At 33.7% G+C, this 23,398-nt stretch carries 24 protein-coding genes; 12 read left to right on the top strand and 12 right to left on the bottom strand.

Annotation, left to right across the window (positions count from 1 at the left end):
• Positions 1 to 152 precede the first annotated feature (152 nt).
• The 6 genes from murI to J7E44_RS09080 all read right to left on the bottom strand — a co-directional run bounded on the left by murI (position 153) and on the right by J7E44_RS09080 (position 7,078).
• A complete protein-coding gene (murI, locus tag J7E44_RS09105) occupies positions 153 to 983 on the bottom strand; it encodes a glutamate racemase (protein ID WP_214828277.1) in 831 nt (276 codons plus the stop codon).
• A gap of 43 nt (positions 984 to 1,026) precedes the next feature.
• Positions 1,027 to 2,625 (bottom strand): DUF4139 domain-containing protein, encoded by a 1,599-nt coding sequence (locus J7E44_RS09100; RefSeq protein ID WP_214828274.1) that lies wholly within the window; start codon positions 2,623 to 2,625, stop codon positions 1,027 to 1,029.
• A 39-nt stretch (positions 2,626 to 2,664) separates the two neighbouring features.
• Positions 2,665 to 3,789, bottom strand: a complete 1,125-nt coding sequence (gene hemW, locus J7E44_RS09095) for a radical SAM family heme chaperone HemW (RefSeq protein ID WP_214828271.1) — start codon at positions 3,787 to 3,789, stop codon at positions 2,665 to 2,667.
• A gap of 50 nt (positions 3,790 to 3,839) precedes the next feature.
• The gene (locus J7E44_RS09090; RefSeq protein WP_172283607.1) at positions 3,840 to 4,790 is read right to left on the bottom strand and encodes a PorP/SprF family type IX secretion system membrane protein; all 951 of its coding nucleotides are present in this window, start codon (positions 4,788 to 4,790) and stop codon (positions 3,840 to 3,842) included.
• A 51-nt stretch (positions 4,791 to 4,841) separates the two neighbouring features.
• Complete coding sequence (locus J7E44_RS09085; RefSeq protein WP_214828267.1) at positions 4,842 to 5,906, bottom strand: RluA family pseudouridine synthase; 1,065 nt, start codon at positions 5,904 to 5,906, stop codon at positions 4,842 to 4,844.
• A gap of 71 nt (positions 5,907 to 5,977) precedes the next feature.
• On the bottom strand, positions 5,978 to 7,078 hold the full coding sequence (locus tag J7E44_RS09080) for a PASTA domain-containing protein (protein ID WP_214828251.1): 1,101 nt from the start codon (positions 7,076 to 7,078) through the stop codon (positions 5,978 to 5,980).
• Positions 7,079 to 7,234: 156 nt separating this feature from the next.
• On the opposite strand from J7E44_RS09080, the gene J7E44_RS09075 reads away from it, so the two are divergent.
• The 3 genes from J7E44_RS09075 (at position 7,235) to J7E44_RS09065 (ending at position 9,415) form a co-directional block, all read left to right on the top strand.
• Positions 7,235 to 8,227 (top strand): D-alanine--D-alanine ligase, encoded by a 993-nt coding sequence (locus tag J7E44_RS09075; RefSeq protein ID WP_214828236.1) that lies wholly within the window; start codon positions 7,235 to 7,237, stop codon positions 8,225 to 8,227.
• 2 nt (positions 8,228 to 8,229) lie between these two features.
• The gene (coaD, locus tag J7E44_RS09070; RefSeq protein ID WP_214828233.1) at positions 8,230 to 8,703 is read left to right on the top strand and encodes a pantetheine-phosphate adenylyltransferase; all 474 of its coding nucleotides are present in this window, start codon (positions 8,230 to 8,232) and stop codon (positions 8,701 to 8,703) included.
• Between the two features lie 79 nt (positions 8,704 to 8,782).
• Complete coding sequence (locus tag J7E44_RS09065) at positions 8,783 to 9,415, top strand: trimeric intracellular cation channel family protein (RefSeq protein WP_214828231.1); 633 nt, start codon at positions 8,783 to 8,785, stop codon at positions 9,413 to 9,415.
• 81 nt (positions 9,416 to 9,496) lie between these two features.
• Here the strand turns inward: J7E44_RS09065 and J7E44_RS09060 are convergent, their stop codons facing one another.
• Together J7E44_RS09060 and J7E44_RS09055 are read right to left on the bottom strand one after the other, a co-directional pair.
• The gene (locus J7E44_RS09060) at positions 9,497 to 10,069 is read right to left on the bottom strand and encodes a tetratricopeptide repeat protein (protein ID WP_214828230.1); all 573 of its coding nucleotides are present in this window, start codon (positions 10,067 to 10,069) and stop codon (positions 9,497 to 9,499) included.
• 75 nt (positions 10,070 to 10,144) lie between these two features.
• A complete protein-coding gene (locus tag J7E44_RS09055) occupies positions 10,145 to 10,639 on the bottom strand; it encodes a dihydrofolate reductase (RefSeq protein ID WP_214828228.1) in 495 nt (164 codons plus the stop codon).
• A 74-nt stretch (positions 10,640 to 10,713) separates the two neighbouring features.
• Between J7E44_RS09055 and J7E44_RS09050 the strand changes: the two genes are divergently transcribed.
• The 6 genes from J7E44_RS09050 (at position 10,714) to J7E44_RS09025 (ending at position 16,554) form a co-directional block, all read left to right on the top strand.
• Positions 10,714 to 11,322, top strand: coding sequence for a LemA family protein (locus J7E44_RS09050; protein WP_214828226.1), 609 nt, complete (start codon positions 10,714 to 10,716; stop codon positions 11,320 to 11,322).
• Positions 11,319 to 11,750 (top strand): TPM domain-containing protein, encoded by a 432-nt coding sequence (locus J7E44_RS09045; RefSeq protein ID WP_214829208.1) that lies wholly within the window; start codon positions 11,319 to 11,321, stop codon positions 11,748 to 11,750. Before J7E44_RS09050 ends, J7E44_RS09045 begins: the two co-directional genes overlap by 4 nt.
• A complete protein-coding gene (locus J7E44_RS09040) occupies positions 11,731 to 12,537 on the top strand; it encodes a TPM domain-containing protein (protein ID WP_214828225.1) in 807 nt (268 codons plus the stop codon). Before J7E44_RS09045 ends, J7E44_RS09040 begins: the two co-directional genes overlap by 20 nt.
• Positions 12,538 to 13,115: 578 nt before the next feature.
• Positions 13,116 to 14,030 carry a hypothetical protein gene (locus J7E44_RS09035; protein ID WP_214828224.1) on the top strand — a complete coding sequence of 305 codons (915 nt, stop codon included), beginning with the start codon at positions 13,116 to 13,118 and terminating at the stop codon, positions 14,028 to 14,030.
• Between the two features lie 115 nt (positions 14,031 to 14,145).
• Positions 14,146 to 14,667 carry an NAD(P)H-dependent oxidoreductase gene (locus J7E44_RS09030; protein ID WP_214828223.1) on the top strand — a complete coding sequence of 174 codons (522 nt, stop codon included), beginning with the start codon at positions 14,146 to 14,148 and terminating at the stop codon, positions 14,665 to 14,667.
• 3 nt (positions 14,668 to 14,670) lie between these two features.
• A complete protein-coding gene (locus J7E44_RS09025) occupies positions 14,671 to 16,554 on the top strand; it encodes a monovalent cation:proton antiporter-2 (CPA2) family protein (RefSeq protein WP_214828222.1) in 1,884 nt (627 codons plus the stop codon).
• Between the two features lie 4 nt (positions 16,555 to 16,558).
• Here J7E44_RS09025 and J7E44_RS09020 read toward each other — a convergent pair whose 3' ends face one another.
• Positions 16,559 to 17,374, bottom strand: a complete 816-nt coding sequence (locus tag J7E44_RS09020) for a head GIN domain-containing protein (protein WP_214828221.1) — start codon at positions 17,372 to 17,374, stop codon at positions 16,559 to 16,561.
• 227 nt (positions 17,375 to 17,601) lie between these two features.
• Here J7E44_RS09020 and J7E44_RS09015 point away from each other — a divergent pair, with 227 nt between their 5' ends.
• Both J7E44_RS09015 and J7E44_RS09010 read left to right on the top strand, forming a co-directional pair.
• A complete protein-coding gene (locus J7E44_RS09015; RefSeq protein WP_214828218.1) occupies positions 17,602 to 19,743 on the top strand; it encodes a M3 family metallopeptidase in 2,142 nt (713 codons plus the stop codon).
• 181 nt (positions 19,744 to 19,924) lie between these two features.
• Positions 19,925 to 20,302, top strand: coding sequence for a YchJ family protein (locus tag J7E44_RS09010; RefSeq protein WP_214828215.1), 378 nt, complete (start codon positions 19,925 to 19,927; stop codon positions 20,300 to 20,302).
• Between the two features lie 63 nt (positions 20,303 to 20,365).
• On the opposite strand, the gene J7E44_RS09005 is transcribed toward J7E44_RS09010, so the two are convergent.
• The 3 genes from J7E44_RS09005 to J7E44_RS08995 form a co-directional block, all read right to left on the bottom strand.
• The gene (locus tag J7E44_RS09005; RefSeq protein WP_214828213.1) at positions 20,366 to 20,866 is read right to left on the bottom strand and encodes an FKBP-type peptidyl-prolyl cis-trans isomerase; all 501 of its coding nucleotides are present in this window, start codon (positions 20,864 to 20,866) and stop codon (positions 20,366 to 20,368) included.
• Between the two features lie 110 nt (positions 20,867 to 20,976).
• The gene (locus tag J7E44_RS09000) at positions 20,977 to 21,225 is read right to left on the bottom strand and encodes a VF530 family protein (RefSeq protein WP_214828211.1); all 249 of its coding nucleotides are present in this window, start codon (positions 21,223 to 21,225) and stop codon (positions 20,977 to 20,979) included.
• Between the two features lies 1 nt (position 21,226).
• Positions 21,227 to 22,084, bottom strand: a complete 858-nt coding sequence (locus tag J7E44_RS08995; protein ID WP_214828209.1) for a hypothetical protein — start codon at positions 22,082 to 22,084, stop codon at positions 21,227 to 21,229.
• Between the two features lie 106 nt (positions 22,085 to 22,190).
• Between J7E44_RS08995 and J7E44_RS08990 the strand changes: the two genes are divergently transcribed.
• The gene (locus J7E44_RS08990) at positions 22,191 to 23,396 is read left to right on the top strand and encodes a metallophosphoesterase family protein (RefSeq protein ID WP_214828198.1); all 1,206 of its coding nucleotides are present in this window, start codon (positions 22,191 to 22,193) and stop codon (positions 23,394 to 23,396) included.
• The last annotated feature ends 2 nt before the right edge of the window (positions 23,397 to 23,398 follow it).

Here is a 23,398-nt window from a genome sequence, read left to right as displayed (position 1 = left end):
TATTACAGTTTAAAAAATAACAACACATTTCCATTTTTGGTATTTTATATTGATGACCGCCATTAAGTTTAACTTAATGGCGGTTTATTTAGAAAAATCTATTCTCTTATTTCTTTAATTTCTAAACAGTAATCCAGAAGAATATTTTAAGATCATAATACTTTTAACTCTAAATCAATTGTCTTCCCAAAGAACTTTTTCGAAATCTTTTCAAAATTCTTAGTCAGATCCGAAAGATAGAAATGATAGTTTGGCTTGGCATTCTGGTCATTTAAAAGATTGTATTTATCTAAAATAATTTTTAAATGACTGGCTACAATGTTTGGTGAGTCAATAACACGAACACGATTTCCATAATACTGCTTTATTTCATCAATTAATAAAGGATAGTGGGTACACCCTAAAATTAAAGTTTCTATATTCTTTAATTTACTATTACTTAAATAATTATAAATGATCGCATGTGTAATCGGATGATTCTTAAAACCTTCTTCGATCGCGGGCACTAACAAAGGAGTTGCCAATTCATCTACTTTAATCCATTTATTATGTTTTCGGATGCTTTTTTTATATAAGCCTGAATTTACCGTCGCTTTCGTAGCTATTACTCCAACATTCGTATGAATTTCATAGGATACTTTTTCTGCTACCGGATTGATCACGTCAATAACAGGAACTTTTCCGGCTACTGCCTGCATTACTTCATTTAAAGCATTTGCTGTTGCCGTATTACAAGCTATGACTATTGCTTTACAGTTTTGCTCCAGCAAAAAATTAGTAATTTTCGTAGAATATTCTATAATTGCCTCACGAGACTTCTCACCATAAGGAAGGTGTTTTGTATCCCCAAAATAAATGAGGTCTTCATTAGGAAGCAGTCTTTTTATTTCTTTAGCCACCGTTAATCCTCCCACTCCACTATCAAAAATTCCGATAGGTTGTTTTGGTGAAAGATGTGAGTAGTCTTGTTTTTTAGTTTTCAAATGAGTTGAAATTTTATACAAAAATAGTAAATACTATGATATCTTAATTAAGATTGTTTATTGAATAATCCTTTGGATATCTTACTTTGTAACTCACCCGAAACTTCTTAGTTTCTGATGGAGAAATTTTCACATTCCAGGTCAAATATCCTTTCTCCTTGTCAACTTCCGCCTGATCACTTTGTAAGAGCTCAATTTTTACAGACTCATCTTTACTTAGCGGAAACTGATCTTTAAGTTCCATATCTATTGGATCCTTCTTATTATTTCGGATTACAATATCATAGGTATAAGTTTTTTCTTGATAAGATGAAAATAATTTGATGCTACTTTTATCATCAACAATTTCTTTTTGAATACTTATTTTTTTATCATCGCCTAAAGTAATACTTAGCTCATCGTTCGTTTGATCAGGTTTAATGTTTGTTTCCCCTATATACATATTTTCAAAGACTATTGTAGCAGGTGCTGAAATGAGATTGAATTTATTAAAGTCCTTAATCTTTGCAACTAAAAATGCATCTCTATTATATTTTGGAATTGCCGAATATTTGTAAGTAGCAGGGATTTTTATTTGTTTAAGATTAATAAGATGATCTTCATTATTACCTAAAATATCATACGGAACATCTACATCAAAACTAATATTAAATTGATTTTCAACAGAGGTAAAACCCATTGCTGTTACAACAACCTCTTCAATATTTTGCTCTTTAGCAATTGTATCACTTTTAATACCATATGCTCTTGCCACAACTTTTTCTTCATTCTTATATGAATTTAGAAACCAAGGGTTTAATACTGGAGCTATATTCTTATGGGAGGATCTTCCATTAATTAGAGACAGCTTAACCCCTTTCCAGTCTAAACCTGTATCCTGTCTTATTTTAGCTTTAAAAATCACATCTAAGGGTTCTGAAAGTTTATTTCCCCTTATTTCATAAAATGGCTGCCATGATGCATTTCTAGTCAAATAGCTTACTTCAGCTTTTACATTTACAGGAGTACTACTCGTTAACCTTACAATTAGAACACCATCTGAAGAGGCTTCTTCCATTTCAGAATTTACTTTCAAACTGCTTTTTAATCTAGCCAATTTTTTCTGAAGCACAGCATTATTTTTATTAACAGCGGCTAAAATATTGCTTATTTCAATTCTTTTATTCTTATAGAATTCTGTTAGTTGTATCAATTGTGTAACATTTGATGCATTGCTACCCACTAAAACAGTTTGGTTTTTATCCAAAAGTTCAAGAGTCTTAGTATTGGCTTCCAATTCTATATTGGATTTTGAAATGAGGTTCTCAACTATAGTAATACTGTCAGTCACTTTTTTAATCCTAGGATTTGTCTTATCCATATCATATTCAGATGTATAGTTATCTGTATACTGAGAAGAAAGGATAGACACATTCTTGTTATTAATATTGATTTGCAAAGATCTTTCTTCAATCTCATCTGAAATATTTGTAATAACAACTTCAGACGAACCAGCAGGTATGGAAAAACTGATGGAATTTTGCAATTCAGCAGAACTTCTATAGACATTCACAGCATTTACTTTCGCTTTAACAAAAATTGGTTTTTGTGCAAGACACAAAGCATTTATACATAGAAAAAATAGGAATAAATTTTTCTTCATAATTATTAGTTTTCAATAAAAGGATATTATTAATTAAAATTATACTAAAAACAGATCCGAAGCAATCCCATCTGCCATAAACCAATGCTTTTCAGGAATTTTTAGATGGCTGTTTTCAATAATTAAAATACCGTCAGCTATTTTTTGCTTTATTTCATTTTGAAACTTTTGAAGTATTTCATCCGAAAATTTAGTCTTCATACTATTCAAATCCACCCCCCAGATTGTTCTCAGCCCAATCATAATCATTTCGTTAAACTGATCTTCTTGTGAAAGGATCTCCGTTTCTTTAGCCAAAGTATTTGAATTAAGCTTTTTGATATAAATTTGATTGTTAGCAACATTCCAGCTTCTTATATCCGATCCATTATAAGAATGGGCAGATGGTCCTATTCCGAGATATTCTTTATATTTCCAATATGCTGAATTATGTCTGGAATAAAACCCCGGTTTCGCGAAATTAGAAACTTCATAGTGATCAAATCCATTATCTTTTAAAAAGTCTGACAGATAATAAAACTCTTTATTCTGCTCCTCTTCTTTGGGTTTGGATACTTTTCCTTTTAAAATCCAGTCATTTAAAGCTGTTTTTGGCTCCACTGTTAATGCGTATGAAGAAATATGAGGAACTTCAAGAGCTATTGTTTTATTGAGATTCTCTTTCCAGATCTCTAAATTAGAAGTCGGAGAGCCATAAATAAGATCAATACTTAGGTTTTCAAACCCAAAATCCTGTGCTCTTTTGATTGAACCCTCAGCTTCTGATGCATTATGAGCACGGTTCATTAACTTAAGATCTTCATCGAAAAAGCTTTGGGTACCAATTGAGAGCCGATTTACAGGCGACCTGGAAAGGTCTCTAAGAAAGTTTTTATCAAGATCATCTGGATTTGCCTCTAAAGTAACCTCTATATCCTTTGCAAAGCTATAATATTTTAGCGCCTCATCGACAATAGAATTGATTTCATCTCCCGAGAGAATGGATGGCGTACCACCTCCAAAGTAGAGAGACTGCAGTGTTTTATTCTGTAATTCATCTTTCCTTAGAAAAATCTCTTTCTTAATAGCAGAGAGTACCTCATCTTTAGATTGCAAAGATGTTGAAAAATGGAAGTTACAGTAGCTGCACTTTTGTTTGCAGAAAGGAATGTGAATATAAATCATAAAAAAAGCTCTGAAAAAATCAGAGCTCAAATTTATTTAAATTAAATTGATTAATATCTATATCCTCTATGATTAATAAAGTTATCAAAGTTATAACCTAATCCGATCATAAAGCTGTTTCCGCCATAAGTCTGGATATCAGATAATCCTAAGTTATAAGTTGCACCAATCATAAATTTATTGAATCTTACTTTTACTAATGGTGAGATACTTAACTGCTGGTTATCAAATCTATTCTGAACTGATCTATAACTAACTCCAAAAGAGAATGAATTGATATCATTAAAGAATGTAGCCATCAGGTTATAATCAATTGTTCTTGTAGAGTTGGTATTCAAGTTAATTAATGCAGATGGTGTTACATACATATTATCTGCAAAATGCCAGTCATATCCTAAGTTTAAGAAGAATTTTATTGGCGATGGCTCACGACCGTTAACGATAGATTCATCATTCGTTAAAGCGATATCATTCACAGAAACACCTGCAAAAATATTTCTGAAAGTAGCTGCTAAACCAAAGTTAGCATAAGCCATGAAAATATTACTTTCTGTACCCTGTAATAATGGGTCATAACCGTCTTCAGTATTAATTTTAGTATAATCAAAATTCATATTGTAGAAACTAACACTCGTACCAAAAGAGAATTGATCTTTTCTTTCTCCCTCACTACTAAGTGGGATAAAATATGAAGCACCCGCTGTAATACCTCCTGCCGAAATAGGACCATTACTATCTCTAAAAACTGATATCCCTGCCCCAACTCTATCAAAAATATTCGCATTAATCCCTACAGATTGTACATTAGGGGATTCGTTAAATTTTGAAAATTGTTGTTGATAATTGAGGTTGAGTTGTACATAATCTGTCTTACCGTATTGTGCTGGGTTGAACAGGAACTCACCATCCAAAAGATATTGTTGATAGTATGGTAATGTTTCTTGTGCTTTGTATGCATTTGACAAAAGAGCCAAACACACTATAGCATATAGTTTTCTCATAACAAATCTTGATTTCAATTCAACAAATATAAAAAAAATCTCAATATATTTTTAGTTTTCCAAATAATTTCTCCATTTTTTTACAGCATCCGCCATATCTTGAGGCATTGGGCTCTCAAAATACAATTCCTGTTTAGTGGTTGGATGTATAAATCCTAAGGTATGGGCATGAAGTGCATGTCTAGGAAGAATTTCGAAAACATTCTTGATAAACTGCTTGTATTTTGGTAGATTAACCCCTCGTAACGGCGTATGTCCCTCATATCTTTCATCATTGAACAAGGTATGCCCTATATGTTTGAAGTGCGCTCTGATCTGATGTGTTCTTCCGGTTTCAAGTTTACATTCTACCCAGGTCATGTATTTAAATCTCTCTAAAACTTTATAATGTGTCACAGCATGCTTCCCGTGGCTTCCATCTTCATATACCGACATCTGCATTCTATTCTTAGGATGCCTTCCTATATGACCCTTAATAGTACCTTCATCGTCCTGTACATTTCCCCAAACAAAAGCCCAATACAATCTTTTGGTCTTTCTTTCAAAAAATTGTTTAGCCAAGAAGCTTAAAGCGTATTCGTTTTTAGCAATAACTAATAAGCCCGAGGTATCTTTATCTATTCTATGTACAAGCCCTACTCTATCCAGATCAGATTTTTCACCTTTCTTAGCAAAATGAAATGCCAAAGCATTCACTAAAGTGCCATCCCAGTTTCCAAATCCTGGATGTACAACCATTCCTGGTTCTTTATCCACAACAACAAGATCGTCGTCCTCATAAATAATGTTGATTGGGATATCCTGTGGAATGATTACATTCTCTCTTGGAGGATGAGCCAGTAAAACGGAAATCTGATCACCAGGCTTCACACGATAATTTTGTTTTACAGGATTTCCATTTACAACAACATTACCTGCTCTGCAGGTTTGAGAAATTTTATTTCTTGAGGAGTTTTGTCTGAATATTAATAAGAACTTGTCTATTCTTAGAGGCTCCTGGTTTTTGTCGACAGTGATATTAACATGCTCATACAATCCTTTATTTTCCTCATCAATATCGATATTGTTAGGATCTAATAATTCTTCATCTAAAAAATCTTCGTTATCTTCTGTCATGATTTTTATTTTTTACACAAAAGGCTTCAACATAAAAAGTTGAAGCCTATATTTTTTATAATAAATACTTGTTATTCTACTACGACTTTCTTGGCTTTTGGCTTTTGAGCAGGCTGTTGCACTGCATTATTTGTCGTTTTATTGTTACTTCCAGTATTATTTACTGAAGAAACATTGGTAGTCGTCTTAGGTTTATTTTCCGTTGGTTTTGGCTTTGTTTCCGCAGCAGCTGGTTTTGTAGCAGAAACTTTTGGTGCTTCTACTTTTGCAGGTTCTACTTTTTTATGGACAACAGGTGTAGGAACAGGTTCATAAACCGGTTGCTGATGAACAGGAACTTCTTCATATTGTATCGGTGGAAGTGAGGTATCTACTTTCATTCGATATACAGAATTCAGTTCGTCTATTTTAGATCGTAACTCAGCTGGAGTTTTCTTACTGGCCCAAAGGTCTATTTGCATTCCCTGATCTCTTACATCTCCTGCAGCAGGATCCTGATAATAAATGATATCAGATTCATCTTTTCCACCATCTTCATGTTCTACCAATCCCACTTCAAACATACTTCTCGCGATAGCTGCTCTGGCATCTTTTACAGTGAAGCCAACAACATTGGGAATAGATATATTTCTCATTGGCCCAGAACCTACCACTACATCGATTGTTGAAAATCTAGGAATTAATGATCCAGGTTTTACAGGATTTCCTTTAAATAGGATTCTGAGAATTGCATCTTTCTGGATACTTGGTTCGAAAATGGTATCCCCTACCTTTAGACCAACCTGATCTATTCGTTGGAAAGCTAATCCGGAATACTTATTAATAACATCCGGAATTGCAACCGGAGCCCAGCTTCTAGGATTAACCATTAAATGTATTGCACGCCCGTCTTTCACATGGGAACCAGGTGTAGGCGACATTTTTAAAACCTGAAAAGGTCTGTATTTAGGATTATAAGTAGCACTATCTACTTCATACCCAAGCCCGGCATCATCTAATATTTTGACAGCCTCGTGTACGGATTTGTTGACAACATTGGGAACGGGTATTTCCTGACCATGATTTGTATGATATTCTAACCAACGAAATGTAAGCCAGACCAAACCCACAAAAACACCGATGGCTACTAACAAATTCAGTAAAACTTTCCAGTTGAAAAGTGATTTAAGCATACTTAAAAATACTTTAATTATAATGGCAAATATAGCTAATAATTTTAGAATGTACTTTTTATTTATCACAATTCATATTTGCTTTCAAAATTTTGAATTTTCCCTAATTGCATTACATAAAATGATTAAATTTGCCTTAATTGATACTATATGGTTATGAGCAAAAAAAGTGTTGCCGTAGTTATGGGAGGCTATTCTGATGAATATGTTGTTTCCCTGAAAAGCGGTCAATTAATTTATGATTCTTTAGATAGAGATCTATATAATGTACATAAAGTAGTTGTTTTAAAGGATAAGTGGTATTTTTTAGATGAAAATAACAAACAATACCCGATCAACAAAGGAGATTTCTCTGTAACATTGGAGAATAATGAACAATTAAAGTTTGATGTCTGCTTTAATATAATCCACGGAACACCAGGTGAAAATGGTATCCTGCAGGCTTATTGGGACGCGATAGGACAAACCTATACTGGATGTGATTTTTATCAGAGTGCTTTAACGTTCAATAAAAAAGACACATTAGCTGTATTATCTAAATATGGTATTCCTTCAGCAAAAAGTATTTATTTAAGGAAGGGAGAAAACATAAATGTTGATGAAATAGTAGACTATCTTGGGCTTCCTCTTTTCGTTAAACCAAATCAATCCGGATCGTCTCTAGGAATATCTAAGGTAAAAGAAAAGTCTGAATTACTCCCAGCAACAGAAATTGCATTTAAAGAAGATCATGAAATTCTAATTGAAAGCTTCTTAGATGGTATGGAAGTATCTGTCGGAGTAATTGATTTTAAAGGAGAAACTATTGTTTTAGGAATAACAGAAATTGTTCCTCAAAATGAATTCTTTGATTACGAAGCCAAATACGAAGGAGCTTCTGAAGAAATAACCCCGGCTAGAATTGACGAGGAGACAACTAAAAGAGTAGAAGAAATTTCCAAAAGAGCCTATGATTCTTTAGGGATGAGTGGTTTTTCCCGCAGCGAATTCATTTTAATGGATGGTATTCCTTATATGTTGGAAATGAATACCAATCCAGGATTCTCTCCGGCAAGTATTTTACCTCAGCAAGCAAGACATTACGGAATTTCTATTATGGATCTTTGCGGCAATGAAGTTGAAAAGGCATTAGCGAAAAAAACGAACTAATTATGAAAATTGCTGTTTTCCCAGGATCATTTGATCCAATTACTCTAGGACATTATGATATTATAGAAAGGGCCGCACCACTTTTTGATAAACTCATCATCGCAATTGGACAGAACTCACAAAAGAAATACATGTTTCCTCTTGAAAAGAGAATGGAATTTATTCAGAATTCCGTAGCAGAATTTCCTAATGTAGAAGTCGATTATTTTGAAGGTTTAACGGTTGATTTCTGTTTTGAAAAAAATGCTCAGTTCATTCTTAGAGGACTAAGAAATCCTGCTGACTTCGAATTTGAAAAAGCCATTGCTCATACGAACAGAACTTTAGCTCATAAAAAATTAGAAACTGTATTTCTATTAACTTCATCCGGAAAATCTTTTATCAGCAGCAGCATTGTAAGAGAAATTATCAATCACGGTGGTGAATATGAACTACTCGTTCCGGAAGCCGTAAGGGTTGAAAAAATAAAAAAATAGATGATCATTGATAAATGGTAAAAGATTTGCTTATGGAAGAATCAATCATTAATCTCTTGCCATTTATCATTCATAATATATGCACGAACAGTTCAATTTTGCCATAGAAGTATTGGGAACCATTTCCTTTTCCATGTCCGGAAGCTTTGCAGCGATGCAAAAGCGACTTGATCCGTTTGGTGTTCTCATTATCGCTTTCGTTACTTCTGTAGGAGGTGGAACTGTTAGGGATTTACTTCTTGATATTCCGGTATTCTGGATGCATGATTTATTAACCTGCGCCGTGATTATTATAACCAGTATTTTCACAATGGTTTTTAAATCCCTGGAAAAAAACTTTCAGGTCACCCTATTTATTTTTGACAGCCTTGGACTGGGATTGTTTACTATAATAGGAGTTCAAAAAGGCTTAAATGCAGACATTCATCCTTTAATATGTATTGGATTAGGGACTATTACTGGTTGTTTTGGAGGTATTATCCGAGATATCTTGCTCAACAGAATACCCTTAATCTTTAGAAAAGAGATTTATGCAACAGCCTGTATCGTGGGTGGGGCTGCATTTTTATTAATGACCAAATACACTGATCTTTCATACACATTCATCCAGATATTTACTATTATACTGATTGTAGCAATACGTACTTTAGCTGTAAAATACCACTGGCAGATGCCTAAATTTTATGGTTATGATAATAATTCGGAAATGTAGATATAAAGAACAAAATAACACAAACAAAAAAAGGCAGAAAATAAATTTTCTGCCTTTTTATATTTTTAAATTTTGAATAAATTATCTTATTTTTCCTCCTCTCTGTCTCATATTAGGATTATGCATATGCTTTTGCATTGTTGGCATTTTCAACTGATCTTTCATCATTTTGATCTGATCCGTCATCATTCCTGCGCTATCGAGTCTTTTAGCTTCTTCCAATAGTTTTTGCCCTTCCTGTTTTCTTCCTTTAGAAATTGCAGAAGCTGCAAGATTCAACGTAGCCATTGCTCTATCATGTTTCATATTCAAACCATATTCAAGAGCTTTCTTCATTAAAGGTTCTACTTTTGTAGGGTGTTCCTGAGCTAAAGTTAATCCCTGAAGATAGTGAAAATACCCATATTGAGATTTATGAAGCTGGCTTGGATAGTTCGTGATATGATCTAAATATGTCACCGCTTTCTGCATATTTTGTTTTCTCAATTGCCAGAATGCCAAAAGGATGTATTCATTTTTAAAGAAAAGAAAAATAGGCAATGCTGCTAGAAGAAACACTACGATTCCCCAGCCTAAACTTCTTGTGAAGATCATCAAATAAAGACCCGCGATGATAAGAAGTGCTGCGATTACAATTTTTATATATTTGTTCATTATTAAAATTTAGAAGTGCAAAGATAAAAAATTTAGAGGTTAGAAGCTAGAGGTTAGCTGTCTGAATTCTTACAACTATTCATTTTTAATTTTTTCATAAGTTTGAAAGCAGAAATCATACTGATTTTTTTCATCTTTCTCATGGCAGATCTCACTTGTTTTGCTCCACAATCTTCCATCTATTTTTGGAAAGAATGTGTCAGCTTTTAAATCCGCTTTCACTAAAGTCACTTCAAGCCTGTCTGCAATATCCATGGTCTGTTCATAGATATTTCCACCTCCGATAATAAAGACATTTTCATCAATTTTTTTAGCAAACTTTACCGCTTCTTTAATACTTCCAACAATTAGAATCCCTTCTTCAAACCAATTTTTTTTACGTGAAATAACAATATTGGTACGATTAGGAAGTGGTTTTCCAATACTTTCGTAAGTCTTTCTTCCCATGATAATCGGATGCTCCGAGGTTAAATCTTTAAAGTGCTTTAAATCTTTAGGAAGATGCCAAAGTAACTGGTTTTCAAAACCAATTTCATTCTTCTCTCCCATGGCTACCACTATTGTTGTCATTCAAATTATTTTCTGCAAAATTAGCACATAATTTGTATATTTGATTAGCACAAAAAATTTAAAAAAAATAAACTATGAAAAATAAAGGCTGTCTGAGCGCTGGAACAATTGGCATCGCTCTCCTTATCATTGTTGCTGTCATCTTCTTCTGGGGAAAAAGCGGATATAATAGTTTCGTTACAAAAGAACAAAATGTCAATAGCAAATGGTCTAACGTAGAAACTGTATATCAGAAAAGAGCCAACTTAATTCCTAATCTTGAAAGAACGGTAAAATCGTATTCAAAATTTGAACAAGAGACTTTAACTAAAGTTGTTGAAGCTCGTTCTAAAGCGACATCTATCAATATTGACCCTACCAATATGACAGAAGCAGATCTTGCAAAATTCCAAGCTGCACAGGGAGAATTATCCGGAGCATTAAGCAGATTAATGGCTGTCGTAGAATCTTATCCTAACCTGAAAGCTGATCAACAATATATTAATTTCCAAAGAGAATATACTGCAATCGAAAACAGTATCAGATCAGAAACTGTTTATTTTAACGATGCTGCTAAGGATTATAATACATCAATTAAAACTTTCCCAAATAATATTTTGGCGAATTTTACAAACTTTAAAGAAAAACCATACTTCAAGGCGGAAGCAGGAGCGAGTAAAGCACCTGATGTTTTCTCTGAATAATGAGCAATTTCCTAACAAATCAGCAAATAGCTTCCCTCGTGGAAGCTATTAAATCTGCGGAAGAAAATTCTACAGGCGAGATCAGAGTGCATATAGATTCCAATACAGAGACTCAGAACGCCGGAACGGCGTTAGAAGTTTTTAAAAAACTGGATATGCATAAAACCGCCGAAAGAAATGCAGTACTCTTTCATGTCAATTTCGAACAAAAATATCTTACGATTATTGGGGATGTTGGAATTCATGAGAAGGTGCAGCAATATTACTGGGACCATCTCCATGATTTTATCACTTCTGAATTTGCAAAAGGAAACTATCATAAGGCATTGAAAAGTGCTATTCTGGAAACCGGTCTTGAACTTAAAAAGTATTTTCCTGTAAAAGGAGAAAATCACAACGAACTTCCCAATGAAATTACATTCTCTTAAAATAGTATTTTCATTTCTATTTATTTGCTTTTACAGCTTTGTATCAGCACAATATACTATACCTAAAAAACCAACTGTTTTATATCCTGTTTATGATGAAGCCAACTTGCTTTCACAGCAGGAAAAAGATGCTCTAAATAATAAACTAATTAAGTTTGCTGATTCAACATCAACGGAAATTGAAGTAATCATCATTCCAAGTACCAAAGGACAGGATGTCAATTTTCTGGCAACAATGTTTGGTGAAAAATGGGGAATTGGCAAAAAAGGAGTGGATAATGGTATTGTATTTCTTATTGCTACCCAGGACAGAACAATGTCTATACAGCAAGGAAGAGCAGTTGAACAATACCTGACAGCTTCTGTTTCAGGGCAAATATTGGATTATCTCGTAACTCCTAACTTCAAACAAGGACTTTGGTACGAAGGCATTAACAGGGGAACCTCAGCCATTATGGAGGCGGTACAGGGAAAGTTTAAACCCATCAATGAACCCTCCGGTGGCGGGAATACAAAAGCATTTAAAGTACTCATCATTGCCTTCGTGATATTTATTATCCTCGCTATACTCTTTGGAAACAGAGGTGGTGGTGGCGGAAATAATAATGACGACGATGATGTGATCCTTACAAGAAGAGGTCGTAGAAATTATCCTGGTGGATTCTTTCCTTTCCCAGGCAGTTTTGGAGGTGGTGGTTTTGGAGGTGGAAGCTCCGGAGGCGGTGGATTTGGAGGCTTTGGAGGCGGTGGAAGTTTCGGCGGCGGTGGCGCTTCAGGAGGATGGTAAGATAAAGGGAAACACATACAATAAAGTATTAGAATACATCAATTAGTGATGATCTTTCAACAAATATATTTCCTTTTCCAATTCTTGGAATCATCATTGAGAAAATACTTTCATTAAAGGAGAATGAAGTTATCCATACTGATTCTCAATACTGTTTCTATGAATATTAATATATTTAACAAATCCTATATCTTTTTATAAAATTTAAATATAAAAGCTTCTAAGGTCTTCTGGTCTTAGAGGCTTTTGCTTTTGGGGTAATTCTTATACTTTTTTTCATGTCCTCAAAGACAAATCCCTTAAAGAATAATTTAGTTTCTGTTACAACATAATTTGTCGGGCAATAAGCTGTGAATCACATATCGTAATCCCTAATTACAAAGATTTTAAAAATATTAAATTTATTCTAGGTAAAACATTTACAGTACTAGAAAATCTCAACCAAGATGTTTAATTCAATTAATTTCTATTGTGAAAAATATTCACGAATGAGGGATTTTAAAAAAAAATTGATATTTTTGAAGGAAGTGAAATCTCCGAAGAATTTCATATAATAAAAACACAAAAAATTATTTAAGATGAAAAAGAAAATTTTCAGAATCTCAGCATTATTATTTCCATTGCTTGTAACAGCTCAGGTAGGAGTAAATACAAGTGATCCAAAAGCAATGTTTCATATCGATGGTAATAGGGATAATGGCACTACAGCAAATTTCATGCAGCAACTAAATGATTTTGTTGTTACTAAAGATGGAAAGGTAGGGATAGGAACAACAACTCCGATAGATCTCCTAACCATGGTAGGAAATGGAAATGCAGATGTAAATATTGGTCTATTTACCAATGGTAATAAAGGCCAGGCAATCGCTTATCATAATACACTTTTTGATGGCACTCCAATTACTCCGCAGACTGTAGGAACATCCAGAAGTATCACTGCTTTTGAAGGATATGCCTATAATCAGAATTTCACAAAACCCAACCTGATATCTTCTGTTGTAATGAGAACAGGAAGGAATGCAGGAGGAGAAATTTGGTTTGGAACCTCTACTACTAATACAGGGAATTACACTAATCACTATAATTCATCTATTGACAACAATGGAAATATGGGAATTGGTGTAGATCCTACAATAAGAACCGCAAAATCAAGGCTTGAAGTAAATGGTGTCATAAGTTCAACCCCTCAAACCTTAATAAGTAGTGGGGCACAAATAACAAGCACTGTAGTAAGTCTACAACCAGCTGCACAAAATGATAATTACATTTTACCAAGCCCTAAAACTGCTCCTGGTGCTATTATTTTTGTACGAAATATTACAACAATTACTGCTCAAATTACTACTCTTGTTGGTCAAATTATTGATGCTTCAAAAATTGGAGGAAATACAAATTTCTCGATGATTGGAAGCGACAGTGATCCCAGCAAAACCAAGACTGTAATGCTTGTGAGTGACGGGTTTAACTGGACAGTATTTAAACCCAGCAATTAGAATAGCTATTTAGAATGAAAAGACTATAACAATCGTTGTAGTCTTTTTTTACATTACCTAGAAATCAATCCATTATTGTAAAAAAATCTTTTTAAATTTACAGAAAGAGCACATTTTGAAAAAGACATTAGTGGTTTTTGCACATCCTTACCTAGAACATTCTAACTCGAATGTAGAGCTTATCAACTTCTATGTTCGCCACCAGCATTTTACCCTACGTGATCTTTATGAGGATTATCCAGACTTTCATATCGCTGCCTTCAGAGAAAGAAAAAGACTGAATAATTATGATCGTTTTATTTTTCAATTTCCGATCATCTGGTTTGGAATGCCTCCACTACTAAGGTTATGGATTGATGAAGTTTTTGACCGCGACTGGTTAAAAGAGGGGGAGTATAATCCATTGGAAGGAAAAGAGGTGCACATTTTAGTAACCACAGGAGGGAAAGAAAGATCTTTTACAAAAACAGGAACTTATAAATACACTATAGATGAACTTATAAGTGGATTAATTGTTTCTTTAAATGTTTTCAAAGTCAATATCAAAAATATCAAGATCGTCTATGAAGCTAATAAACTGACAAAAAAGGAAATTATTCTGCATAAAAAAGAATTTATGGAACTACTGAATCAATAGAATATGGAATCTTCTTTAGCAATGAACACATTATTATTCCTTGGTGTAGCCATTATTATGGTTCCACTGGCGAGGAAATTTGGACTCAGTTCCGTAATTGGATACATTGCTGGAGGAATAATTATTGGCCCTTATGTTCTTAAACTCACAGGAAAGAATGTAAACGATATTATGCATGCCAGTGAGTTTGGAGTGATCATGCTTTTATTTTTAGTCGGATTAGAACTGGAACCCAGAAAGTTCTGGGAAATGCGAAAAAAAATTATCGGACTGGGATTAACCCAGATGCTTCTTACCATTTCTTTGCTCATTTTGGTTTTCATTGCTGTAGGATGGAGAATTGATAAAGCGGCGGCTGTAGCCATGTGTTTTGCACTGTCATCTACCGCTATTGTTCTGCAGACTTTACAGGAAAAGAATAACCTGAAAACAATGGCCGGTGAAGCTTCTTTCTCCACTTTATTATTTCAGGATATTGCGGTAATTCCAATCCTTGCCATACTTCCTCTTATAGCACATTATAAAGCGAGAAGTCATGATAATGAAATACAAATAATCATTCAAAAACTGCCTGAATGGTTGCAAGCAGCTACCGTATTATTTGGAGTAGCTTTTCTTATCTTATTGGGAAGATACGTATTTGTTCCGTTTTTAAGGTATGTTTCAAAATCAGGAATGACGGAATTGTTAACTGCTTCTTCTCTATTTCTGGTTATTGGAGTTTCAGAATTAATGATCGCTATAGGTTTATCTCCAGCACTAGGAGCTTTCCTTGCAGGAGTTATGTTAGCTAATAGTGAGTTTAGACACGAACTTGAAGCACAGATAGATCCATTTAAGGGTTTATTATTGGCTGTCTTTTTTGTGAGTGTAGGATCTACAATGAATTTCAATATTATTCAACAGGATCCCATATTTATTTTCAGCACTGTATTTGCCGTTTTAATGATAAAGTTTGTTGTTTTATATGCGATCGGAAAGTTTTTCAAAATTGATACACCGCAAAGTTTATTTTATGCGTTTGCTCTTTCGCAAGTTGGAGAGTTCTCTTTCGTTCTCCTGAACTACGCCTCGGATCTTTATCTTTTAAGTCCTGAACTAAATGCTCAAATGATGGCTGTAACCGCGATTACAATGTGTATCACTCCGTTCCTTCTAATTTTAAACGATAAATTTCTTACCCCTAAATTTATTAAGAAAGAGCCAGAAGGTGAACATGATTTTAATATTCTCGACAGTAATGTCACTCAAAAGAAAATTATCATTGTTGGTTTTGGTCATTTTGGAAGTACAGTGGGGAGGTTATTAAAAGCCAATAAAATTACAGCAACTGTTTTGGACAGAGATTCTGATCGGGTAAAGTTATTAAGAAGTTATGGCTTTAAAGTGTATTACGGGGATGCTACCAGAATTCCTATCTTAAGAGCCGCTGGAATTGAAGATGCTGAAGTATTGGTTCTCTGTCTTGATGATGCGAATGATAATATGTTCATTGCTGATCTTGTTCGTGAACACTATCCGACCGTTAAAATTTTTGTAAGGGCAAAAAATAGAATTGATGCGTACAGTTACCTAAACAACGGTATTGATAATATCTACCGTGAAACATTAGGCACAGCCGTAGATATGGCTATTGATGTTCTTCATGAAACAGGTATGAGAAAATATGCAGCAAGACGACTCGGTCAAAGATTTATGGCTATTGATAAAGCCTCTATAAGAAGGCTGGCGAAAATAAAAGAAGAAGATGAAATACTCCTTTTTACCACAAAAGAACTCCTCCAAAGAGAGGAGGAGCTATTGGCATTTGATAATCTTAGTTTTGATAATAAAGATTGGGAAGGCTCTACAACTGTTGAAGAAGAAGAAGAAGATCCTGAAAATTAATTCCTTAGTGTATGTTTACACTTCCGCCACTGCTTTCCTCTTTGTTTACAGCAGTAACATTCCCTTTTTTATGTACATCAATACTTCCACCTGAAGAAGCGTTAGCATCAATTTTCGATGTTACACTTATTTCAACATTTGCTCCACTTGAGGCTTCAGCTTTTACATTGTCTGCAACAACATTCTCAGCAGAAATACTACTTCCTGAAGAAGAAGTAATCGTGGCATTTTTAGATTTTCCTGATATTGAAATACTTGCCGCAGAAGAGGCGTCAACATCTAAGTCAACAGCCCAGATTTTACCTTCAAAACTACTGCTGCTACCAGCAGAAATTTCAAAATCATTAGCTTCCAGGTCTCCGGTAATACTTCCGGCACTGGATATTTCTATATCTGTCTTTTCCTGAACAAACTTATCTTTAACTGTAATTTTTCCCGCAGAATTTGCTGCAAGCTTAGTAAAGTCTTTAGTGTAAATTTTTGCACTTACATTACTTGAATTCATTACTCTGATTCCTGGCTTATAATGAATATGAAGTTTTCCACCACTATTATCTACAAGAATTTCATTAATAATATTTTCAGGTGCTGAAATAACCACTCTTTCTGTTTCAGATTTTATAATTTGTGCATCAATAGCCTGAGAAACCTCTATTTCATCAAAGTCACCTTTAAATTCCTTTTCCCTTGTAGGTCCGTGATCTTTGTCTGTTACAGTAGACACCCAATCACTTTTTTCTTTGTATTTTCTATCATGTTTTTCATTACACGAGGCTAATACCACGAAAGCTGAAAAGATAAAAAGAGTCGTTTTTTTCATATGTATCAATTTTATAAATTAAGTTTAAGTATTCTATATTAATAACAACTAATGTATAAAAAATATTACAACCGTCTGGATAATTATATTCATTTTCCAAATTAGAAGCACTGCCAATTCCCATCAAAACAGATTTTCCTGCACACTCTTTTTAATCTTTTCAATAAAGACTTTCGTGTCAATACATTAGTTTTTAATATCTTTATCCTTCAATAATAACTAATTTTATGAAAAATATTTCATCGGTATTATTAATTTCTGCTTTGGCATTTAACTACTCTTGTACAACAATGAAAAAAACCGATACTCAACAGGAAATTCCTGTCCCAGATTCTTCTCTTTCGTCAAACCCTTTTATGAAGAAAAGCAAACTTCAGTATGAGGCTCCCGAATTTGATAAAATTAAAAATGAAGATTTTAAACCGGCTTTTGATTTCGGATTAAAACAGCACGATGCTGAAATCATTACAATTGCTAACAACTCAGCAACACCTACTTTTGAAAACACGGTCGTTGCTTTAGAAAAGAGCGGCGAAGTTTTAAAAAGAGCATTGACTGTATTTTCAAACTTAACAGGTGCAAATACAAACCCCACATTACAAGCTTTAGATGAGGAATATGCTCCAATTCTGGCAGCTCACTCTGATAAAATGTATCTTAATGATAATCTTTATAAAAGGATAAAGGCCATTAAAGAAGATGGCTTAGATTCTGAAAGTAAAAGATTATTACAATTCTATAAGCAGAATTTTGAAATTGCAGGTGCTAATCTTTCTGCTGCAGATAAAGAGAAATTAAAGCAAGTAAACCAAGAGCTAGCCTCACTTTCTACTCAATATTCAAATAAATTGTTAGAAGCTAGAAAGCAAGGTGGTGTTTTCTTTTCAGACGCTAAAGAACTTGATGGGCTTTCTCCTGATGAAATTGAAGCGGCAGCAACAGATGCAAAAACAGCAGGACAACCTGGAAAATATCTGTTAGCTTTACAAAATACCACTCAACAACCTTTATTACAAAACCTAAAAAACAGAGCTACCAGAGAAAAGCTTTTTAAAGCTTCATGGTTAAGAGCTGAAAAAGGAGATGCCAATGATACGAGAGAGACAATTGAAAAACTTGCTAAATTAAGACTTAAAAAAGCCCAGATCTTAGGTAAAAAGAGCTTCGCAGAATGGAAACTGCAGGATCAGATGGCAAAGACTCCTGAAGCAGCTACCAAATTAATGAATCAGATTGCAACTCCTGCTGTAGAAACAGCAAGACGAGAGGCAAAAGATATCCAGGATTTAATTGATCAACAAAAAGGGGGTTTCAAAGTAGAGCCCTGGGACTGGACTTTCTATGCTGAACAGGTAAGAAAGGCAAAATTTGATCTAGATGAAAACCAGATCAAACCCTATTTTGAAGTAACAACTGTTTTAGAAAAAGGAGTTTTCTATGCTGCCGAAAAATTCTATGGTCTTACTTTCAAAAAAAGAACAGATCTTCCAACCTATCATCCTGACGTTGTAACTTATGAAGTTTTCGACCATGACGGAAAATCAATTGCCATTTATTATTTGGATTTCTATACCAGAGATTCTAAAAATGGTGGTGCATGGATGAGTAATTTTGTTGAACAGTCTTACCTCTTGGGAACAAAACCAGTCATTGTCAATTGCTATAACTATCAAAAACCAGCTCCTGGAAAACCATCTTTAATTAGTTATGATGATGTTTCCACTATGTTTCATGAGTTTGGCCACTCTATTCACGGAATGTTTGCAAGTCAAAAATATCCTTCTCTTTCAGGAACTAATGTACCAAGAGATTTTGTAGAGTTTCCTTCACAGATTAATGAGCATTGGGCATTAGATCCTATTATTCTAAAAAACTATGCACTTCATTATGAAACTAAACAGCCTATACCACAAGCATTAGTTGATAAGATAAAAAAAGCTGGAACTTTCAATCAAGGTTATATGACAACAGAATTGGTTTCTGCAGCAGAACTTGATATGGATTGGCATACTGTAATGAATGAAAGCCAGTTGATCCCAGTTCTCGATTTTGAAAAACAATCTTTAGAAAAACATGGATTTAACTTGGCAACTGTTCCGCCAAGATACCATACCCCTTATTTTGCACATATTTGGGGTGGTGGATATTCAGCAGGATATTATGCTTACTTATGGTCTGAAACACTAGATAATGATGCTTGGGAATGGATTGAGAATAATGGTGGATTAACAAGAGAAAACGGAGACCGTTTCAGAAAATACATTCTTTCTGTAGGAAACTCTGTAGATTTGAATCAGGCATTTAGAGATTTTACAGGACATGATCCGGATATTAAACCTTTATTGAGAAACAGAGGGTTTATAAAATAAATTTTTAGAGCATTCATTAAGTTGGATGCTTTTTTTGTTTTTAAACATACATGGTCCAAATAAATTCACGTATAAGCACAGAAATTATACCATTGATTCAAATGAAATTTTAATTAATAGAACAAAAACTGTGGTATTTGTGATAAAAATTCGTGATTTTTGTGTTTTAAAAAATAAATAAATGAATTGTCCCTGTTGCTCTGGAAAATCATATGAACAATGTTGTAAGCCTTATCATACAGGAGAAAAACATGCTCCAACAGCAGAAGCTTTAATGCGTTCCCGATTTTCAGCATTTGCTATTCCTAATGGAGAATATTTAATGGAAACCACTCTACCTGGAAAGCGTAAGTTGCATAACAAAAAAGATTTGCAGGAATGGGGTGAAATTAATGAATGGACAAAATTAGAAATTGTCCAAACTCCAGCTTTAAATCATGTTGAATTTAAGGCTTATTATACAGATCAGGATGGAAACCCACAAGTTCATCATGAGTTTTCTGTTTTTCAGAAAATGCATGACCGCTGGTATTATGTTTCTGGAAAATTTTTAGATTAAAATAATCATCAACAATATTGATATTAAAAAAAATGTCCGAAAAAATCGGACATTCTATTATTTTTAATGAGCATCTGTTCCGTCAATTCCATGAGGATGACCATGTGCTAATTCTTCTTCTGTAGCGGGACGTGTGTTTAAAATTTCCACCTGGAAATCTAAAACTTTTCCAGCCATCGGATGGTTAAGGTCAGCTATTACAACTTCTGGCGTTACTTCAACTACCAATGCTTGAAAATTATTCCCTTGATTATCAGACAAAGGCAAAATAGCTCCAACAGGTGGAAGACCAGATTCATTAAACATATCAACTGGTAATTGTGCTATAGCGTCCGGTTGTCTGTCACCATAAGCTTCTTCAGGCAGAATAGTAAAAGCTGCTTTATCACCCGCTTTTAAACCAAGGATATTTTGCTCAAACTTTGGGATCATCATTCCTACACCGTGCAAAAATGTAAGTGGATTTTCTGCTGTTGTTTCTTCTACAAGAATCTTACTTCCATCCTCTTCGATTGTGTGAAGTATGTAACTTACAGCTACAACATGATTGTTTTCGATTGTCATATTTTTTCTTTTTTTCGTGAGTCTTTTTTCACGATTAACGGTGCAAATATACTATTTTGATTTATTTAGAGAAGAAATACGAAAAGAGTATTAAAGCAATATCAGATCTTCTACTTTCTATTCTTTGTTTCATTCCTTTTTTTCTGTCTCAACATAAAGAGATACAGACTTTCAACTTTTGTTCTTGCCCAATCGGTTTTACGTAAAAATTTCAACGAAGAATTAATACTTGGATTATCCGTAAAACATTTAATATTAATCTGCTCTCCTAACTTTTCAAATCCTTCATAATATTCAACTAACTCCTCTAGCATAGCATCAAGCCTTTTGCCGTGTAAGGGATCTTTGGATTGTTCCATATTATTCTGTTCTTTTTTGAATGTTTTCCTGTTGTCTATTGCCATTAAGGATGTTCTCTGCAACTTTCTTAAATTTCTCTTTTTTTTCAATAGAAAGATTATTAGATTTCCCATTCCATACACTCACATATTCTTTGGAAATAACTGTATAATCATCCCACTTTGTAAACTTATAATAGAGCATTAAGGTACAAATATCAGTAGGTGTTATCAGCGACCAATTTTCTAATACATGAGAATGAGCTCCCGCAATTGTCTTGCCAACTTTTTCATCATTAATATTTTGAATGATAATTCCTTTATGTAACTTTTCTACATTTCGAACATTACCTTCGTGGTTAAAAGTTATCAAATAATCATTCCCAAAAATTACCACATTGTTCATTGAAGGACCTGTTAAAACATATACTTTTTTGATATTGTTTTTGATGATTGGAACTAGGTTTAAATTTGTGTTCTTATAATGTTTAAAAATAGTATCATTTTTAATTCTTTCAAGAGCATTTTGTCTAATCTTAAAATAATCATTTTCAATTTCTGTAAAATCTCTTTCATTTAAATCCACTTTTGCGTCTTGCGGATTATAATTAGTAGGAAAAGAAATTGTAGCTAATACTTTATTACTTTTGGAAAAAAAAACACATTTGGGAACAGCCTCATTGACATAAGAAAAATACCCCCCTACATTCTCCATGTTAGTATAATTCTCTTTGAAAACATCGGTTCCATACCAACTGGCCATTTCACTTCTATATAGATCGACTCCCTCTTCTTTTACTTCTTTTACAATTTTTTCCAGGTTTTGGGCATTTAAAAACAATCCAAATAAAAAGAAAAAAACAATCCAAATACTTTTCATAAAAATCAGTTTTTTTCAAAAATACTCATAAAAAATTCCATTCTCAAGAATATTAAAATAAAAAATAGAATTTCACTTTCCCTTTTTTGTTTCTTACATTTGAGTTATGAAAATTCTGCATACTGCCGACTGGCATTTAGGGAAACGTCTGGATCGGTTTTCACGTCTGGAAGAACAGGTTCAGGTTATGAATGAAATTGTTCAAATAGCCGACGTACAAAAGGTAGATCTGATTATTGTAGCCGGGGACCTGTTTGATAACTTCAACCCTAGAGTTGATGCCATTGAGTTGTTTTATAAAACGTTAAAACGTTTATCATTAAATGGGAAGCGTCCTGTTATAGCTATTTCGGGAAATCATGATGCTCCAAGTTTAATTGATGCTCCCGATCCACTTGCCAGAGAATGTGGAATTATTTTAATTGGTCATCCAAAAGCTAAGATTAACCCATTTGAACTGGAAAATTTTACGATTTCAAATTCGGTTGAAGGATTGATCGAGTTACAACTTAATGGTTTAGATTTCCCAATACGAATTTTACATACTCCTTATGCAAACGAGGTCCGATTAAAGGAATATTTTGGAGAGAATAAAGAGGAAGAACTTAATAAAGTTCTAGCTGAAAACTGGAAAAAGCTTGCTGATGAATTTTGTGACACCAATGGCGTCAATATTTTAACAGCTCATTTATATATGAATAAAAGAGGCACAGAACTCATTGAAGAGCCTGAAGGTGAAAAGCCTATTAAAATTGGAGCTGCAGACCTTATTTATTCCGATATTATCCCTGATCAAATTCAATATACTGCTTTGGGACATCTTCACAGTTTTCAGAATATTGGAACAAAAGAAAAACCGGTTGTATATTCTTCTTCACCCCTATGTTATAGCTTCAGTGAAGCTGGACAAACAAAATATGTCAATATTATCGAAGCAGAGCCCAACAAAGAGGTTTCATATGAAAGAGTAGCTCTAAAAAATGGAAAGTCTCTCATTAGAAAAACATTTGATTCTATAGAAAAAACTATTGAATGGTTACTTGAAAATCAAGATACTCTGGTTGAATTGACACTGGAAAGTGAAACATTTTTAAAAGCAGATGAAAGAAAACGTATTTACCAGTCTCACAATGGTATCGTTCACTTGATTCCGAAGGTTAAAAATCAGGATTTCAATGAAAACCATCTTCATGAAATTAATCTGAATCAGGATATTCAATCTTTATTTCAGGATTATTTTAAATCTAAAAATAATGGACAGCAACCTAATGAAGACTTAATGAAAATGTTCAATGAAATTTTAAACGCTTAATC

This window comes from Chryseobacterium sp. ISL-6, assembly GCF_018613715.1.
In the GTDB taxonomy this organism is placed as follows: Bacteria; Bacteroidota; Bacteroidia; order Flavobacteriales; family Weeksellaceae; genus Chryseobacterium; species Chryseobacterium paludis.
This window is presented reverse-complemented; position numbering and strand designations above follow the sequence as displayed.

Bases quoted from the DNA above. Each gene is read 5' to 3' on its own strand.
- J7E44_RS09015 (WP_214828218.1), top strand. From the start codon at position 17,602: ATGAAAAATATTTCATCGGTATTATTAATTTCTGCTTTGGCATTTAAC.
- J7E44_RS09055 (WP_214828228.1), bottom strand. From the start codon at position 10,639: ATGACAACAATAGTGGTAGCCATGGGAGAGAAGAATGAAATTGGTTTT.
- J7E44_RS09075 (WP_214828236.1), top strand. From the start codon at position 7,235: ATGAGCAAAAAAAGTGTTGCCGTAGTTATGGGAGGCTATTCTGATGAA.
- J7E44_RS09100 (WP_214828274.1), bottom strand. From the start codon at position 2,625: ATGAAGAAAAATTTATTCCTATTTTTTCTATGTATAAATGCTTTGTGT.
- J7E44_RS09020 (WP_214828221.1), bottom strand. From the start codon at position 17,374: ATGAAAAAAACGACTCTTTTTATCTTTTCAGCTTTCGTGGTATTAGCC.
- J7E44_RS08995 (WP_214828209.1), bottom strand. From the start codon at position 22,084: ATGAAAAGTATTTGGATTGTTTTTTTCTTTTTATTTGGATTGTTTTTA.
- J7E44_RS09005 (WP_214828213.1), bottom strand. From the start codon at position 20,866: ATGACAATCGAAAACAATCATGTTGTAGCTGTAAGTTACATACTTCAC.
- J7E44_RS09050 (WP_214828226.1), top strand. From the start codon at position 10,714: ATGAAAAATAAAGGCTGTCTGAGCGCTGGAACAATTGGCATCGCTCTC.
- hemW (WP_214828271.1), bottom strand. From the start codon at position 3,789: ATGATTTATATTCACATTCCTTTCTGCAAACAAAAGTGCAGCTACTGT.
- J7E44_RS09025 (WP_214828222.1), top strand. From the start codon at position 14,671: ATGGAATCTTCTTTAGCAATGAACACATTATTATTCCTTGGTGTAGCC.
- J7E44_RS09090 (WP_172283607.1), bottom strand. From the start codon at position 4,790: ATGAGAAAACTATATGCTATAGTGTGTTTGGCTCTTTTGTCAAATGCA.
- J7E44_RS09060 (WP_214828230.1), bottom strand. From the start codon at position 10,069: ATGAACAAATATATAAAAATTGTAATCGCAGCACTTCTTATCATCGCG.
- J7E44_RS09040 (WP_214828225.1), top strand. From the start codon at position 11,731: ATGAAATTACATTCTCTTAAAATAGTATTTTCATTTCTATTTATTTGC.
- J7E44_RS09010 (WP_214828215.1), top strand. From the start codon at position 19,925: ATGAATTGTCCCTGTTGCTCTGGAAAATCATATGAACAATGTTGTAAG.
- coaD (WP_214828233.1), top strand. From the start codon at position 8,230: ATGAAAATTGCTGTTTTCCCAGGATCATTTGATCCAATTACTCTAGGA.
- J7E44_RS09085 (WP_214828267.1), bottom strand. From the start codon at position 5,906: ATGACAGAAGATAACGAAGATTTTTTAGATGAAGAATTATTAGATCCT.
- J7E44_RS09065 (WP_214828231.1), top strand. From the start codon at position 8,783: ATGCACGAACAGTTCAATTTTGCCATAGAAGTATTGGGAACCATTTCC.
- J7E44_RS09080 (WP_214828251.1), bottom strand. From the start codon at position 7,078: ATGCTTAAATCACTTTTCAACTGGAAAGTTTTACTGAATTTGTTAGTA.
- J7E44_RS09035 (WP_214828224.1), top strand. From the start codon at position 13,116: ATGAAAAAGAAAATTTTCAGAATCTCAGCATTATTATTTCCATTGCTT.
- J7E44_RS09000 (WP_214828211.1), bottom strand. From the start codon at position 21,225: ATGGAACAATCCAAAGATCCCTTACACGGCAAAAGGCTTGATGCTATG.
- J7E44_RS08990 (WP_214828198.1), top strand. From the start codon at position 22,191: ATGAAAATTCTGCATACTGCCGACTGGCATTTAGGGAAACGTCTGGAT.